We start from the raw sequence: 14242 nt of genomic DNA on the forward strand, positions 1-14242 counted from the left end.
ATGCACTTTTTCGCAGTTGCGAGTTAAGATAGTCTGAGTCAGCGAAGACTAATCGATATTTACTTGTCGATAACCATAATGACTTGTGACCTACACCTCCTGGCCGCAATTCTCCGTCTCTAGACTAAAAGCGCGTGCGAGCGGGGCCCGCGAGCGCGACCCGGAGCGCGCCAGAGGTCGAGCGAGCGCGGTTAAGCTGCCCGGCGTGCGCGCTAAGTATTTGAATTAGAAGGCTGTTGGCAAGGTCTGGACGCTACCGCTCAAGCCTGGGCGACAGGCTCAGGGACGGGGGTGCGACAGGGTGCGGCCATCGTTCTTAACCAAAGTCAGGAACTATTAGGAATCTATCGTGATGATCCACCCTCATTGCAGGCGGTCCGTGGGCACGGCCGTCGCTTGGAGGGGAACTCGAGATGAAGCGCTTTCGACTAGTCGATCTGCCGTTGATCATAAAAATCGGCTTCGCGCCGGCTTTCGCTCTGGTGATGCTGGCCTTGATGGCCGGCGGGGCGATCATGATCCAGAAGAGCCAGTCCGCGGCGCTGCGCCAGGTCGTCGAGAACGACATGGCCCAGAACATGGAGATCCAGAAGCTCTCCAAGCGCATCTCGAACATCAACGGCGAACTCTACACCGTGATGACCCACAAGGCCGGCAACATCGATGTCGACAAGAACGACGCCCGCATGGCCGCCGTGCTGGCCGAGACCGAGTCGGTCAAGAAGGACCTGGCGAGCCTGAAGAGCAAGCTGCCGGCCTCCGAGCAGCCGCGCATCGCCGAGCTGATCAAGTCGCTCGAGGAATGCCGCAGCGCCATCGACACCGTGTCGGGCATGATCGGCGTCGACTTCAACATGGCCGTCGGCTTCATCGCGCCGTTCGAAGAACAATACGCCAAGATGACGACCCAGCTGGACCAGGTGGTGGCCGCGGCCAACACCCGCGTCGTCGCCCAGGCCGCCAAGAAGCAGGCCGAGGCCGCCGCCGCGATCAGCGTCACCATCGTGCTGTCGCTGATCACCCTGGCTTCGGTGGCCGCTCTGGCCTTCCTGACGGTGATGAACGTCCGCAAGTCGATCGGCGACATCGCCGGCGCCACCGAGAAGCTGTCGAAGGGTGAGAACACCATCGACCTGGAACGCCTGACCCGCGGCGACGAACTGGGCGCCATCGTCCGCTCGCTGAAGGTCTTCCGCGACAACCAGCTGCACCTCGAGCAACTGCGGGCCGAGCAGGAGAAATCCGCCGCCCTCACCGCCGACGAGCGTCGCTCGAAGGAAGAGGCCGCCGCCGCCGCCGCCCGCGAGAGCGCCCTGGTGGTCAGCTCGCTGGCCGAGGGCCTGGAGCGCCTGGCCCAGGGCGACCTGACCTTCCGCGTCACCGCCGACTTCCCCGGCGAGTACCGCAAGCTGAAGGACGACTTCAACGGCGCCATCGCCCAGCTGAACGATACCGTGAAGGTCATCGCCGCTTCGACCGACGGCCTGCGCACCGGCGCCGACGAGATCGCCCACGCTTCGGACGACCTGTCGCGCCGCACCGAGCAGCAGGCCGCCAGCCTGGAAGAAACCGCCGCCGCCCTCGACGAGCTGACCGCGACCGTGCGTCGCACGGCCTCGGGCGCCCGCCAGGCCTCGGACGTGGTTTCGACCACCCGTGGCGAAGCGACGCATTCCGGTCAGGTCGTTCATCAGGCAGTGTCCGCGATGGGCGAAATCGAAAATTCCTCCAAGCAGATCAGCCAGATCATCGGCGTGATCGACGAGATCGCCTTCCAGACCAACCTCCTGGCCCTCAACGCCGGGGTGGAGGCCGCCCGGGCGGGCGAAGCGGGACGTGGTTTCGCGGTCGTCGCCCAGGAAGTCCGCGCGCTTGCCCAGCGTTCGGCCGAGGCCGCCAAGGAGATCAAGACCCTGATCTCGTCATCGACCCAACAGGTCTCGGCGGGGGTGAGCCTGGTCGGTCAGACCGGCGAGGCCCTGCAGCGGATCGTGGTGAAGGTTGGCGAGATCGACGCCCTGGTCACCGAGATCGCCGCTTCGGCGGCCGAGCAGGCGACCGGCCTCAACGAAGTGAACACCGCCGTCAACCAGATGGATCAGGTGACCCAACAGAACGCCGCCATGGTCGAGCAATCGACCGCCGCGACCCACTCGCTGAAGGGCGAGACCGCGGAGCTGGTGCGCCTGATCGGTCGCTTCCGTGTGGGCGAAGGCTCCGCACAACGCTTTGAACGCCCGCGCGAAGCCGACGCCTATGTCGACTCGCCGGCCCGCAACCCCGTCGCTGAGCAACGCGCTCGGCTCGGCGCCTTCGCCCGGCCTGGCCGTGGTGGAGCCGCCGCGGCCGCAGCCCCGGTCAGCGACGGCTGGGAGGAGTTTTGATGACTGTCCTGTCGCTGCCCGAAAACCTTGATCTCAAGGCCTCGGGTCCCCTCAAGGCGGCGTTCCTGGAACGTCGCGGCGGGGCGCTGGAAGTCGAGGCCGGCAACGTCCGGCGTCTCGGCGGCCTCTGTCTCCAAGTCCTTCTGGCGGCCAAGACCGCCTGGGCGGCGGACGGAAAGTCCTTCTCTATCCGGGCCCCTTCGGAGGCCTTTGTCGAAACCACCCGTCTATTCGGCGCCGAAGGGGCGCTCCTCTCGGCGGATATCCATGGAGTTCAATCGTGACGCGGACGGTCCTCACGGTCGATGATTCCCGGACGATGCGGGACATGCTGCGCATGGCCCTCGCCGGCGCCGGGTTCAACGTCGTCGAAGCTGTCGACGGCGAGCACGGGCTCGAGGTTCTCTCGGCCCATCGCCCCGACGTAATCATCACCGACATCAACATGCCCAAGCTCGACGGCTTCGGCTTCATCGAGGCGGTGCGGGTCGACGACGACTATCGCGCCATCCCGATCCTGGTGCTGACCACGGAAAGCGACCCCGCCAAGAAGGACCGTGCGCGCCGCGCCGGCGCCACCGGCTGGATCGTCAAGCCGTTCAACCCCGAGAAGCTGGTCGACGCCATCCGCCGCGTCGCGGCCTGACGTCGCTTCCCACTCCCGGGCACTGAAGACTCTCTCGTTAGGAACGTTGGAATGGACGAGTTAGAGGCCATCAAGGTCACCTTCTTCCAGGAATGCGAGGAATTGCTCGCCGACCTCGAAGGCGGGCTCCTGGCCATGCAGGACGGCAACGACGATGGCGACACCGTCAACGCCGTGTTCCGCGCCGTCCACTCGATCAAGGGTGGCGCGGGCGCCTTCGGCCTCGAGCCGCTGGTGCGCTTCGCCCACGTGTTCGAGACCCTGCTCGACGCCGTGCGTTCCAACGAGGTGCCTGCGACTCCGGACCTGGTGGTGACCCTGCTGCGCGCCTCGGACGTGCTGGCCGACCATGTCAGCTCGGCCCGCGGGCTGGGCGACGTGGACGAAGCCGTCTCGGCCTCGATGGCCGCCGAACTGAAGGCCTGCACCGACCCGAACGCCGCGCCGGCTCCCGCCGCCGCGCCGGTCGTGGTGGAAGCGGCCGCTGCTCCGGTGATCGAAGCCGCGCCGGCGCTGATCGGGGCCGACGACGCCCTGGACGACGACGACCTCGGCTTCGACTTCCAGCCGATGACGATCACCATCGACGAGCAGGCGGCCGACGTCGCCGCCGCCGCCGGCAACGTCTGGACGGTGTCGATCCGTCCGAAGTCGGACCTCTACCGCAAGGCCAACGAGACCGCCCTGCTGCTGCGCGAACTGGCGCGCCTGGGCCCGATCCAGGCCACGCTCGACGCCAGCGCCCTGCCGCCGCTCGAGTTCCTGGACGCCGAGGCCGCCTATGCGACCTGGACCGTGCGCCTGGAGACCGACGAAGACGAAAACGCCATCCGCGAAGTCTTCGAATTCGTCGACGGCGACTGCGACCTTGAGATCACCCGCGGCGAAGCCGTGGCCCCCGACGCCGCCCTGGCCGCTCTGCTGGCCGGCGACGCGCCGGCGCCGGCTCCCGCGCCGGTCGTCGAAGCCTTCGAACCCGCGCCCGTCGTGGTCGAGGCTGCTCCCGAGCCTGCGCCGGCCCCCGTCGCCGCCGCGCCGGTCGTGGCCGCGTCCGCTCCGGTCGCCGCGCCGACTCCGGCCGCCGCCGCCAAGACCCAGCAGATCGAGGTCCCGGGTCCGGGCCAGTCGGTCATCCGCGTCGATCCGGAACGCATCGATCGCCTGATCGACCTGGTCGGCGAGCTGGTCATCAACCAGGCCATGCTGGCGCAGCGCGTCGGCGAATATGGCATCGCCCCGTCCTCCAACTTGGCCATGGGCCTCGACGAGCTGGAACAGCTGACGCGCGAGATCCAGGACAGCGTCATGGCCATCCGCGCCCAGCCGGTGAAGTCGGTGTTCCAGCGCATGCCGCGCCTGGTCCGCGAAGTCGCCAGCATGACGGGCAAGCAGGCCCGCCTGGTGATGGACGGCGAGAACACCGAGGTCGACAAGACGGTCATCGAGCGTCTGGCCGATCCGATCACCCACATGCTGCGGAACGCCATCGACCACGGGCTGGAAAGCCCCGAGGAGCGCAAGGCGGCCGGCAAGAATCCGGAAGGCGTCGTGCGCCTGGCCGCCCTGCACCGCAGCGGCCGGATCGTCATCGAGGTCCAGGACGACGGCAAGGGCATCAACCGCGAGCGGGTTCACTCGATCGCGGTCAAGAAGGGCCTGATCTCGCCGGAGCTGCAGCTGACCGACGAAGAGATCGACAACCTGATCTTCCTCCCGGGCTTCTCGACCGCCGACAAGATCTCGGACGTCTCGGGCCGCGGCGTGGGCATGGACGTGGTCAAGCGCTCGGTCCAGGCCCTGGGCGGCCGGATCTCGATCACCTCGCGTCCGGGCCAGGGCTCGACCTTCAGCCTCAGCCTGCCGCTGACCCTGGCCGTCCTCGACGGCATGGTGGTCGATGTCGCCGGCGAGACCCTGGTGGTGCCGCTCGCCGCCATCGTCGAAAGCCTGCGTCCCAAGCCCGAAGAAGTGCGCCCCCTGGGCCCGGTCGGCGCCGTTCTGGCCGTCCGCGACAGCTTCGTGCCGCTGATCGACGTCGGCCTGACCCTCGGCTACCGCGACAGCTCGCCGCCGCCGACCGAAGGCGTCGTGCTGCTGGTCGAGGGTGAAGACGGCTCGCGCGCCGCCCTGGTGGCCGACGCCATCCACGGCCAGCGCCAGGTGGTCATCAAGTCGCTGGAGCAGAACTACCAGCAGGTCGACGGCGTGGCCGCCGCGACGATCCTGGGCGACGGCCGCGTGGCCCTGATCCTCGACGTCGACGCGGTGATCAGCCTGCGTCGCCGCGAGCCGCCCCGTCCCGTCGAACCCACCCTGATCGCCGCGGAATAAGCCGATGACCGAAGAAATCATCACCACGGGCGAACGCCGGGAGCTGATCTCCTTCCGGGTCGGCGACCAGGAATATTGCGTGGACATCATGGCCGTCCGCGAGATCCGCGGCTGGAGCCCGGCCACGACGCTTCCGCAGTCGCCCGGCTACATGCGCGGCGTCATCAACCTGCGCGGCGCGGTCCTGCCGATCATGGATCTGGCCTGCCGCCTGGGCATGCCGATGGTCGAGCCGACCGTCCGCAGCGTGTTCATCGTCGTCAAGGCGGGCGACCGCATGATCGGCATGCTGGTCGACGCGGTGTCCGACATCCTGTCGATCACCGACGATCTCGTTCAACCGACCCCGGATCTGGCCTGCGACATGGTTCGCAGCTTCATCCGCGGAATCATTTCCATCGACGGCCGGATGATCAGCGAAATCTCGCTCGATCGCCTGCTGCCCGAGCGCGAGGCCCTGGCCGCCTGATGACTTTCGCCCCCTCCTCCACGGATCGCCGCGAAGCCATCGTCGATGGCGAATTCGCCTTCACGACCCAGGACTTCAAGCGGATCGCCGAGATCCTGTACGGCATGGCCGGCATCAGCCTGCCCGACTCCAAGGCGACGCTGGTCTATTCGCGCCTGGCCAAGCGCCTGCGCGCTCTCGGCCTGCGCTCGTTCAAGGAGTACTGCGTCTTCGTGACCAGCGAGCAGGGTCACGACGAGAGCCAGGAAATGCTTCGGGCCCTGACGACCAACGTCACCCGCTTCTTCCGCGAGCCGCACCACTTCGACGACCTGCGCGCCAACATCCTCGAGCCGATGGCCGACAAGGTTCGCGCCGGCGGCCGCCTGCGCCTGTGGTCGGCGGCCAGCTCTTCGGGCCAGGAACCCTATTCGATGGCCTTCACGGTGCTGTCGGTTTGGCCCAACGCGGCCGAGCTCGACATCCGCATCCTGGGCACCGACATCGACACCAACGTCCTCGCGACCGGCCGCCAGGCCGTCTACGACGAACACCTGCTCGAAGGCGTCACCGGCGCCATGCGCAGCCAGTTCTTCGAGCGCGATTCCAGTGATCGTCGGGCCTTCCGCGTCTGCGAAGCCGCCCGTCGCATCGTCGCCTTCCGCGAACTGAACCTGAACGGTCCGAGCTGGCCGATGAAGGGTCCGTTCGACGCCATCTTCTGCCGGAATGTCGTGATCTATTTCGATGAACCGACCCAGGAGCGGGTCTGGAGCCGCTTCCAGCCCCTGCTGGGGACGGGCGGCAAGCTCTATGTCGGCCACTCCGAACGCGTCGGCGCCAATGTGCGCGGCTTCGAGAGCTGCGGCCTGACCGCCTATCGCAAGACGGGGGTCTGAGCATGGCCAAGATTCGCGTTCTCGTCGTCGACGACTCGGCGACAATGCGCGGCCTGATCACGGCCGCCCTCAACCGTGACCCCGAGATCGAGGTGGTCGGCGCCGCCGGCGACCCGTTCGAGGCCCGCGGCATGATCAAGGCCCTGAACCCGGACGTCGTGACCCTCGACATCGAGATGCCGAACATGAACGGCATCGAGTTCCTCGAGAAGATCATGCGCCTGCGGCCGATGCCGGTGGTCATGGTCTCCAGCCTGACCCAGGCCGGGGCCGAGATGACCCTGCGCGCCCTGGAACTGGGCGCCGTCGACTGCGTCGGCAAGCCGACCACGGCCACCGGCACTGCCGAGGCCCTGGCCGAAGTCGCCGAGAAGGTCAGGACCGCGGCCCGCGCCTCGGTCCGCACCAAGGCCGACGCCGCCCCGGTCACCGCGCGCCGCGGCAACTACCTGCCCTCGGGCGACGTGGTGTCCATCGGCTCGTCCACCGGCGGGGTCGAGGCCCTGCTGGCGATCCTGACCCAGTTTCCCGAGACCTGCCCGCCGACGGTCATCACCCAACACATGCCGGCGACCTTCACCGCCAGCTTCGCCGCGCGCCTCGACCGCGCCAGCGGGGCCAAGGTGCAGGAAGCCACCGACGGCGCCCTGCTGGAGCCGGGCAAGGTCTATGTCGCTCCGGGCGGCGCCACGCACCTGGAGGTCGTCCGCTCGGCCGGCCTGCGCTGCCGCCTGACGGCCGGCGACCCGGTCAGCGGTCACCGTCCCTCGGTCGACGTGCTGTTCCGCTCGGTGGCCCAGGCCGTCGGCGAAAAGGCGGTGGGGGCCATCCTCACCGGCATGGGCCGCGACGGCGCCCAGGGCCTGCTGCAGATGCGCCAGGCCGGAGCCCGCACGGTGGGCCAGGACGAGGCCAGCTGCGTCGTCTACGGCATGCCGCGCGCCGCCTTTGAAATCGGGGCCGTGGAGAAGCAGGTTTCCCTGTCCTCCATCGGCCAATCCATTCTCGATCTAGCCTCCGCGAGGCGATAGACCATGCCCCAAGCAAGCACCATTTCCGTTCTCGTCGTCGACGACCAGCTGACCATGCGGGCGCTGATCCGAAACGCCTTGCAGCAGATCGGCTTCAAGGACATCCGCGAGGCGCCCGATGGCGAGGAGGCTCTGAAGAACCTCCTGGCCAAGCCGGCCAACCTGGTCATCTCGGACTTCAACATGCCGAAGATGGACGGTCTGGCCCTGCTGCGCGCCGTGCGCTCGCACCCGCCGATCCGGCAGACGGCCTTCGTCATGCTGACCGGCCGGGCCGACCGCGAGCTGGTCCAGCGCGCCGTGCAGTTCGGCGTCAACAACTACTGCGTCAAGCCGTTCACCGTGCAGGGTCTGCGCGACAAGATCGAACAAGTTTTCGGACAACTGACATGATCGGGCGCGACTTCTCCCACGACGACGAGCTGCGCGCGACCAAGGTCCATGTGACCCAGGGCGAGAGCCATGTCTCCACCGACCCGAACGTGGTGATGACCACGGTGCTGGGCTCATGCATCGCGGCCTGCATCCGCGATCCGCAGGCCGGCATCGGCGGCATGAACCACTTCCTGCTGCCTGACGCCGGAGAAGGCCGCAGCAGCAGCGGCGGCGACGCGGTGCGCTATGGCGCCTACGCCATGGAATTGCTGATCAACGGCCTGCTGAAGAAGGGCGCCCGCCGCGAGCGGCTGGAAGCCAAGATCTTCGGCGGCGGCAAGCTGTTCGACAGCCTGTCGGACGTCGGCGCCAGCAACGCCGCCTTCGCCGAGCGTTTCCTGCGCGACGAAGGCATTCCGATCGTGTCGTCGAGCGTCGGCGGCGTTTCGGCCCGCCGCGTCGAGTTCTGGCCGGTCACGGGCCGGGTGCGCCAGCGCCTGGTGGCCGTCGACAACGCGCCGCAGGAAGTGCGCCGTCCCGCCCCGACGCCCGCACCCGCCTCCTCTTTCGGCGATCTGGAGCTGTTCTGATCCGCATGACCGCCTCGCCCCAAGCCGCATCGACCTTGCTCGTCTCGCCGGAACACCAGTTGCCGGTGGGCGAGCTGTCGCGCCGGCTGGCGGCGGAGCTGGCGGCCGCCGCCACCATCTGCCGCGATTGCGAGCACGTGGCCGGCGAGTTGGCCAGCGGCGGCGCCGCGCTCGAAAACATCACCCGGCTGCAGGCTTTGGACGAACTGAGCCAGCGGCTGCACGGCCTGTCGGACGTGCTGGCCCGCATCAGCCAGCATGCCTCGGGCGAATGGAGCCTGGCCGTCGAGCCCCTGCTCGCGGGCCTGGGCCTGGCCGACCTGGTGGGCCGCCTGCGGTCTGACGAAGATCACGCGGGTTGGGGCGCCGAGGCCGGCGAACTCGACTTCTTCTGAGGTCTCGATGCCCGAGCCGCTCAACTCATCGACGCGGATCAATCTCGAGCGCGCCACCGTGCTGGTGCTCGACGACAATGGTCCCTCGCTCGACATCCTGTCGGGCGTCGTGTCCGGCTTCGGCGTCCGGACGCTGCATCGCGCCGAGTCCGTCAAGGACGCCCAGGCGCTGATCAAGATCCACACCTTCGACCTGATCATCAGCGACGTGCAGATGCCCGAGGTCGACGGCTACGAGTTCATCCAGTGGCTGCGCCGCGAGGGCCCCGAGACCAACCGCTACGTGCCGGTGATCCTGGTGACGGGCCACACCCGCACCGCCCAGGTGTTCAAGAACCGCGACGCCGGCTCGAATTTCACCGTCGCCAAGCCGATCACCCCCAAGGTGCTGCTGGAGCGGATCTTCTGGGTGGCGCGCGAGGAACGGGCCTTCATCGAGTGCGACACCTATGTCGGGCCCGATCGCCGGTTTAAACATGAAGGGCCGCCCGTGGGCACGGACGGCCGACGCAAGGACGACCTGCAGGGGGATGTGGGGGACGCTCAGGAGCCGAACATGTCCCAGGACGAGATCAACAGCCTGATGAAGATCGCGAAGGTGCAGATATGACCGTTCGCAAGTTCAGGCCGCCCAATCGCCTGGCCGCCATGATCAAGGACCGCGGCGGCATCCTGGCCAAGGACGCCATCGCCGCCGCCGAGGCCAATGTCGAGACCCTGCGTGACAGCTCCCTGGCCGCCCTCGACGAGGCCCTCGAGGGCATCGAGGCGCGCTTCGGCGCGACCGCGCCCGGCCGCGCGGGCGAGGATTTCGAGACGCTCTACACCATGACCCTGAAGATCATCGACGTGGCCGGCTTCGCCGCCGACGCCGGGGTCGACGAGGCGGCGGTGTCGCTCTGCGCCCTGGTGGACGGCTGCGCCGACGCCGGCGTCTGGCGCTGGGACGCGGTCGATGTCCACCTGTCCGCCCTGCGCCTGCTGCGCAACGTGGGCGCGAGCCTGCCGGCCGACCAGCGCCGCGGCATGCTCGACGGCCTGCACAAGGTCGCTCAGCGCTAGATCGGGGCTTCGATCAGGCGCCTGATCGCCCTTCGTCGCACCACAAGTCGAGACTTGCGTAGCGTCGGCGCCACGTTTGCGCCGATGAATGCAACTGTTACCGGTCCCACCGCTTGATGCGCCTCCCGGTGTTTGTTACGCGTTAATTGCTACCGGTGTCAGGTCGTAGCGACCGAGAATGACACCGGTTTCCAAAATGATGGCCTCCAGGGCCGCGCCGTAACAAATGGGAGGAGGACAGATGTCCCACGGACAGGACTCGCGCTTGCGCGCTCTCAAGATCGGGGTCTCGGCCGGCGCCGTCGCGATGGCCCTCGCGGCCGCCGGCGCGGCCATGGCGCAGGACGCCGCCGTCACCACCGAAAATTCCGAGGTCGAGGCGGTGGTCGTCACCGGCTTCCGCAACAGCCTGGCCAAGGCGCTGAACGTCAAGCGCGAGGAAGCGGCCGCCACCGACTCGATTCTCGCCGAGGACATCGGCAAGTTCCCCGACCTCAACCTCTCCGAATCGATCCAGCGCATCCCGGGCGTGGCCCTGGCCCGCGACGGCGGCGAAGGCCGTCAGATCTCGGTGCGCGGCCTGGGTCCGCAGTTCACCCGCGTGCGCATCAACGGCATGGAAGCCCTGACCACGGCCGGCGGCGCCGACGCCTCGGGCGGCACCAACCGGGGTCGCTCGTTCGACTTCAACATCTTCGCCTCGGACCTGTTCAACGCCATCACCGTGCGCAAGACGGCCGAGGCTTCGACCGAGGAAGGCTCGCTGGGCGCGACGGTCGACCTGCGCACCGCGCGGCCGTTCGACTACAACGGCTTCGCCATGTCGGCCTCGCTGCAGGGCAGCTATAACGACCTGTCCGAGAAGGCGACGCCGCGCGGCGCCTTCATGGTCTCCAACACCTGGCAGGACGGCCGGTTCGGGGCGCTGTTCTCGATCGCCTACACCAAGCGCAAGATCCTCGAAGAGGGCAACAGCACGGTGCGCTGGGCCACCGGCAACGCCTTCTCGCCGGGCTTCGACGCCTTGCCGCAGACCAGCGGCGCAAATATCGGCACGCCGGGCCTGGTCAACCCCTCGGCCCAAGCTGTCGCCGACAACGCCGCCTTCCATCCGCGCTTCCCGCGCCTCGACCGCTTCGAGAGCGACCAGGAACGCCTGGGCGCCACCCTGGCCCTGCAGTTCCAGCCGTTCGAAGGCACGACCCTGTCGTTCGACGCCCTCTATGCCGACTTCAAGGGCACGCGCCAGGAAACCTATCTGGAGGCCCCGTCCTTCAGCACCGGCGGCGCCTGCACCGCCGCCAACGCGGCCAACAGCTGCGGCATCGCCGACACCAACGTCGTCTCGCGGACGATCGAGAACGGCGTGATGGTCAAGGGCGTGTTCGACGACGTCGACCTGGCCGTCGAGAACCGCTTCGACAAGCTCGACACCAAGTTCACGCAGTTCTCGCTGACCGGCGACCACCAGATCAACGACAGCCTGACGATCCACGGCTTCGTGGGTCACTCCAAGTCGGATCACCAGAATCCGATCCAGACGACGCTGCGCTTCGACTACTTCAACGTCGACGGCTACAGCTACGACTACACCGACAGCCGCAACCCGAAGTTCGGCTACGGCAACGCCGCCCTGACCGATCCGACCAAGTGGAAGCTGACCCAGATCCGCCTGCGCCCGCAGTCGGCGGTCAACACCTACGACACGGCCCAGGCCTGGGCGGAGTACAAGCTCAACGACGCCCTCAGCTTCAGCGGCGGCCTGAACTTCAAGCAGTACGACTTCGAGACCACCGAGATGCGCCGCACGGTGGGCACCACGACCAACCAGGAAACGGTGATCCCGACGGCGATCGCGGCGCTGTCCCTGGCCAGCTTCAGTCGCCTGGCCAGCTTCGACGGCGTCCAGACGGTGATCCCGGACCTGGCCAAGGCCGCCAGCGTGTTGAGCCTCTATGATCCCACCGCCTATGGCGGCGCCTTCAAGCTCGGCAGCGAACCGGCCCTGGGCAACAACCGCACCGTCTCCGAAGAGGACCGCGGCGCCTATCTGCAAGGCGACCTGCGCACCGAGATCGGCGGCGTCGGCGTGCGCGGCAATCTTGGCGTCCGCTACGTGAAGACCAAGCAGTACGCCACGGGCTACACCTATGTCGGCGGATCACCGGTGGCGATCTCGGCCGGCCGCGAATACAGCGACACCCTGCCGGCCCTGAACCTGGTGGTCGAGCCGACCGATAACTTCCTGATCCGCTTCGGCGCGGCCAAGGTGATGTCGCGTCCGGATCTCGGCAGCCTGACCCCGGGCTCGACGGTCAGCGTCTCGGGCACCGCCCGCAGCGTCACCGCCGGCAATCCGAATCTCGATCCGTTCCGCGCCAAGACCTACGACGTCGCTTTCGAATGGTACTTCCAGAGCCAGGCCCTGCTGTCGCTGGCCCTGTTCCAGAAGGATATCGGCAGCCTGGTGCAGACGGTCACCACCTCGACCACCTTCACCGGCAATCCGTTCGGCATTCCCGACAGCGTGGCCATCGCCGCCTGCGGCGCGACCACCGGCTGCAGCCCCTCGGCGCTGTGGAACTTCTCCACGCCCAAGAATACCGACGGCGGCAAGGTCAAGGGCTTCGAGGTCAATTACCAGCAGCCGTTCAAGTTCCTGCCCGGTCCGCTGGCCAACACCGGCGTCCTGCTGAACTACACCTACGTCAAATCGGACGTGAAGTACGTCAATGCGAGCGGCGCGGTGGTGGCCACCGGCGACCTGACCGGCCTGTCGCGCAACGGTTACAACGCCACCCTCTACTACGAGGACGCCAAGTTCAGCGCCCGCGTCTCGGCCTCGTACCGCGACAAGTACCTGACCCGCGTCCTGGGCCAGGAGAACACCGCGGCCGCGCCGGTGCTTTATGACGGCACCAACGAGACCTTCAACGTCGACGCCTCGGTGCAGTACACCCTGAACGACCAGTTCAAGATCACCCTGGAAGGGGTGAACCTGACCGACGAGTATCAGGACCAGTTCAGCGGCGAGCAGAACATGCCGGTGGTCTATCACCACACCGGCCGCGAGGTTCTGGTGGGCCTGCGCTACAAGTTCTAGGGCGAACTTTGAGCGCCGCCCTTGGGGGAGGGCGGCAGGAAAGGGGCGCGGGCCGGGAGGCCGGCGCCCTTTTCTTATTCCCGCCCGTCGATCCAGGTGCGCACGACGTTGCGCTGGCCATCGAGCAGCACGAGGTCGGCGGCCTGGCCGGGGGCGATGGCGCCGCGCGTGGCCGAGAGGCCCAGGAAGGCGGCCGGCGCGGCCGAGGCGGTCATCACCGCGTCCTCCAGCGACAGGCCCAGCATCTCCACCGCGTTGCGGACGGCGCCGATCATGTCGAGATCCGAGCCGGCCAGGGTGCCGCCGGGGCCGACGCAGACGCCGTCCTCGACGACGATTTCCTGGCCCTGCAGGACGAAGCGCTTGTCGCTCATGCCGACGGTCGGCATGGCGTCGGTGACCAGCATGAAGCGGTCCAGCGGCCGGGTGCGCAGGGCGATGCGCAGCGTGGCCGGATCGACGTGGCGGCCGTCGACGATGATGCCGCACCAGGCGCTCTGGTTCTCCAGCGCCGCGCCGACCGCGCCGGGGGCGCGGCTGGTCAGGGGCGACATGGCGTTGAAGAGGTGGGTGAAGCCGGTCAGGCCGGCGTCGAGGGCGGCGCTGACGGTCTCGTAAGCTGCGTTGGTGTGGCCGGCCGCGACCACGACCCCGGCCTTGGCCAGGCGGGCGATCATGTCGGGCGTGGTGGTTTCGGGCGCCAGGGTGACCAGGGCCTTGCCGCGCTTGAGCGACGACAGCAGGGCGATCGCCGCATCGTCCAGGACGCGGAACTTGCCGGCGTCGTGGATGCCCTTGCGCTGTTCGTTGAGGAACGGGCCCTCGATGTGCACGCCCAGCACCCCGGGCACGCCCTGCTCGATGGCGTCTTCGGTCGCGCGCATGGCGGCATCGACGACCTCGAGGTCGTCGCTGATCAGGGTCGGCAGGAAGCCGGTCGTGCCGTAGGGCCGGTGGGCGGCGCCGATGGCGGCTATC

At 67.9% G+C, this 14242-nt stretch carries 13 protein-coding genes and 1 pseudogene; 13 read left to right on the forward strand and 1 reads right to left on the reverse strand.

Going from position 1 to position 14242, the window contains the following annotated elements:
* Window positions 1-366 precede the first annotated feature (366 nt).
* The 13 genes and pseudogenes from I4Q42_RS24795 (at window position 367) to I4Q42_RS24855 (ending at window position 13264) form a co-directional block, all read left to right on the forward strand.
* Window positions 367-2384, forward strand: a pseudogene (locus I4Q42_RS24795) (methyl-accepting chemotaxis protein).
* Window positions 2384-2668, forward strand: a complete 285-nt coding sequence (locus tag I4Q42_RS24800; RefSeq protein WP_408611129.1) for an STAS domain-containing protein — start codon at window positions 2384-2386, stop codon at window positions 2666-2668. Before I4Q42_RS24795 ends, I4Q42_RS24800 begins: the two are co-directional and overlap by 1 nt.
* The gene (locus I4Q42_RS24805; RefSeq protein ID WP_058347355.1) at window positions 2665-3030 is read left to right on the forward strand and encodes a response regulator; all 366 of its coding nucleotides are present in this window, start codon (window positions 2665-2667) and stop codon (window positions 3028-3030) included. Before I4Q42_RS24800 ends, I4Q42_RS24805 begins: the two co-directional genes overlap by 4 nt.
* 51 nt (window positions 3031-3081) lie before the next feature.
* Window positions 3082-5361, forward strand: coding sequence for a chemotaxis protein CheA (locus tag I4Q42_RS24810; RefSeq protein WP_198578783.1), 2280 nt, complete (start codon window positions 3082-3084; stop codon window positions 5359-5361).
* 4 nt (window positions 5362-5365) lie between these two features.
* Window positions 5366-5830 (forward strand): chemotaxis protein CheW, encoded by a 465-nt coding sequence (locus I4Q42_RS24815; RefSeq protein ID WP_198578784.1) that lies wholly within the window; start codon window positions 5366-5368, stop codon window positions 5828-5830.
* On the forward strand, window positions 5830-6708 hold the full coding sequence (locus I4Q42_RS24820; protein WP_198578785.1) for a CheR family methyltransferase: 879 nt from the start codon (window positions 5830-5832) through the stop codon (window positions 6706-6708). Before I4Q42_RS24815 ends, I4Q42_RS24820 begins: the two co-directional genes overlap by 1 nt.
* 2 nt (window positions 6709-6710) lie before the next feature.
* On the forward strand, window positions 6711-7739 hold the full coding sequence (locus I4Q42_RS24825; protein ID WP_198578786.1) for a protein-glutamate methylesterase/protein-glutamine glutaminase: 1029 nt from the start codon (window positions 6711-6713) through the stop codon (window positions 7737-7739).
* 3 nt (window positions 7740-7742) lie between these two features.
* A complete protein-coding gene (locus I4Q42_RS24830) occupies window positions 7743-8132 on the forward strand; it encodes a response regulator (RefSeq protein WP_007675655.1) in 390 nt (129 codons plus the stop codon).
* Window positions 8129-8704 carry a chemotaxis protein CheD gene (locus I4Q42_RS24835; RefSeq protein ID WP_198578787.1) on the forward strand — a complete coding sequence of 192 codons (576 nt, stop codon included), beginning with the start codon at window positions 8129-8131 and terminating at the stop codon, window positions 8702-8704. Before I4Q42_RS24830 ends, I4Q42_RS24835 begins: the two co-directional genes overlap by 4 nt.
* A 5-nt stretch (window positions 8705-8709) precedes the next feature.
* Window positions 8710-9099 carry a chemotaxis protein CheU gene (locus tag I4Q42_RS24840; RefSeq protein WP_198578788.1) on the forward strand — a complete coding sequence of 130 codons (390 nt, stop codon included), beginning with the start codon at window positions 8710-8712 and terminating at the stop codon, window positions 9097-9099.
* Window positions 9100-9106: 7 nt separating this feature from the next.
* A complete protein-coding gene (locus I4Q42_RS24845) occupies window positions 9107-9709 on the forward strand; it encodes a response regulator (protein WP_198578789.1) in 603 nt (200 codons plus the stop codon).
* Window positions 9706-10161 carry a chemotaxis protein CheE gene (locus I4Q42_RS24850; RefSeq protein ID WP_198578790.1) on the forward strand — a complete coding sequence of 152 codons (456 nt, stop codon included), beginning with the start codon at window positions 9706-9708 and terminating at the stop codon, window positions 10159-10161. Before I4Q42_RS24845 ends, I4Q42_RS24850 begins: the two co-directional genes overlap by 4 nt.
* A gap of 265 nt (window positions 10162-10426) precedes the next feature.
* Window positions 10427-13264 (forward strand): TonB-dependent receptor, encoded by a 2838-nt coding sequence (locus tag I4Q42_RS24855; RefSeq protein ID WP_198578791.1) that lies wholly within the window; start codon window positions 10427-10429, stop codon window positions 13262-13264.
* Between the two features lie 74 nt (window positions 13265-13338).
* Here the strand turns inward: I4Q42_RS24855 and nagA are convergent.
* The coding region (gene nagA, locus I4Q42_RS24860) for an N-acetylglucosamine-6-phosphate deacetylase (RefSeq protein WP_198578792.1) at window positions 13339-14242 on the reverse strand (904 nt) is incomplete at its 5' end.

The sequence above is a fragment of the Caulobacter hibisci genome (assembly GCF_016135805.1).
GTDB lineage: Bacteria > Pseudomonadota > Alphaproteobacteria > Caulobacterales > Caulobacteraceae > Caulobacter > Caulobacter hibisci.

Coding starts and splice junctions, on each gene's coding strand:
- I4Q42_RS24800 (WP_408611129.1), top strand. CDS start 2,384: ATGACTGTCCTGTCGCTGCCCGAAAACCTTGATCTCAAGGCCTCGGGT.
- I4Q42_RS24810 (WP_198578783.1), top strand. CDS start 3,082: ATGGACGAGTTAGAGGCCATCAAGGTCACCTTCTTCCAGGAATGCGAG.
- I4Q42_RS24815 (WP_198578784.1), top strand. CDS start 5,366: ATGACCGAAGAAATCATCACCACGGGCGAACGCCGGGAGCTGATCTCC.
- I4Q42_RS24820 (WP_198578785.1), top strand. CDS start 5,830: ATGACTTTCGCCCCCTCCTCCACGGATCGCCGCGAAGCCATCGTCGAT.
- I4Q42_RS24825 (WP_198578786.1), top strand. CDS start 6,711: ATGGCCAAGATTCGCGTTCTCGTCGTCGACGACTCGGCGACAATGCGC.
- I4Q42_RS24830 (WP_007675655.1), top strand. CDS start 7,743: ATGCCCCAAGCAAGCACCATTTCCGTTCTCGTCGTCGACGACCAGCTG.
- I4Q42_RS24835 (WP_198578787.1), top strand. CDS start 8,129: ATGATCGGGCGCGACTTCTCCCACGACGACGAGCTGCGCGCGACCAAG.
- I4Q42_RS24840 (WP_198578788.1), top strand. CDS start 8,710: ATGACCGCCTCGCCCCAAGCCGCATCGACCTTGCTCGTCTCGCCGGAA.
- I4Q42_RS24845 (WP_198578789.1), top strand. CDS start 9,107: ATGCCCGAGCCGCTCAACTCATCGACGCGGATCAATCTCGAGCGCGCC.
- I4Q42_RS24850 (WP_198578790.1), top strand. CDS start 9,706: ATGACCGTTCGCAAGTTCAGGCCGCCCAATCGCCTGGCCGCCATGATC.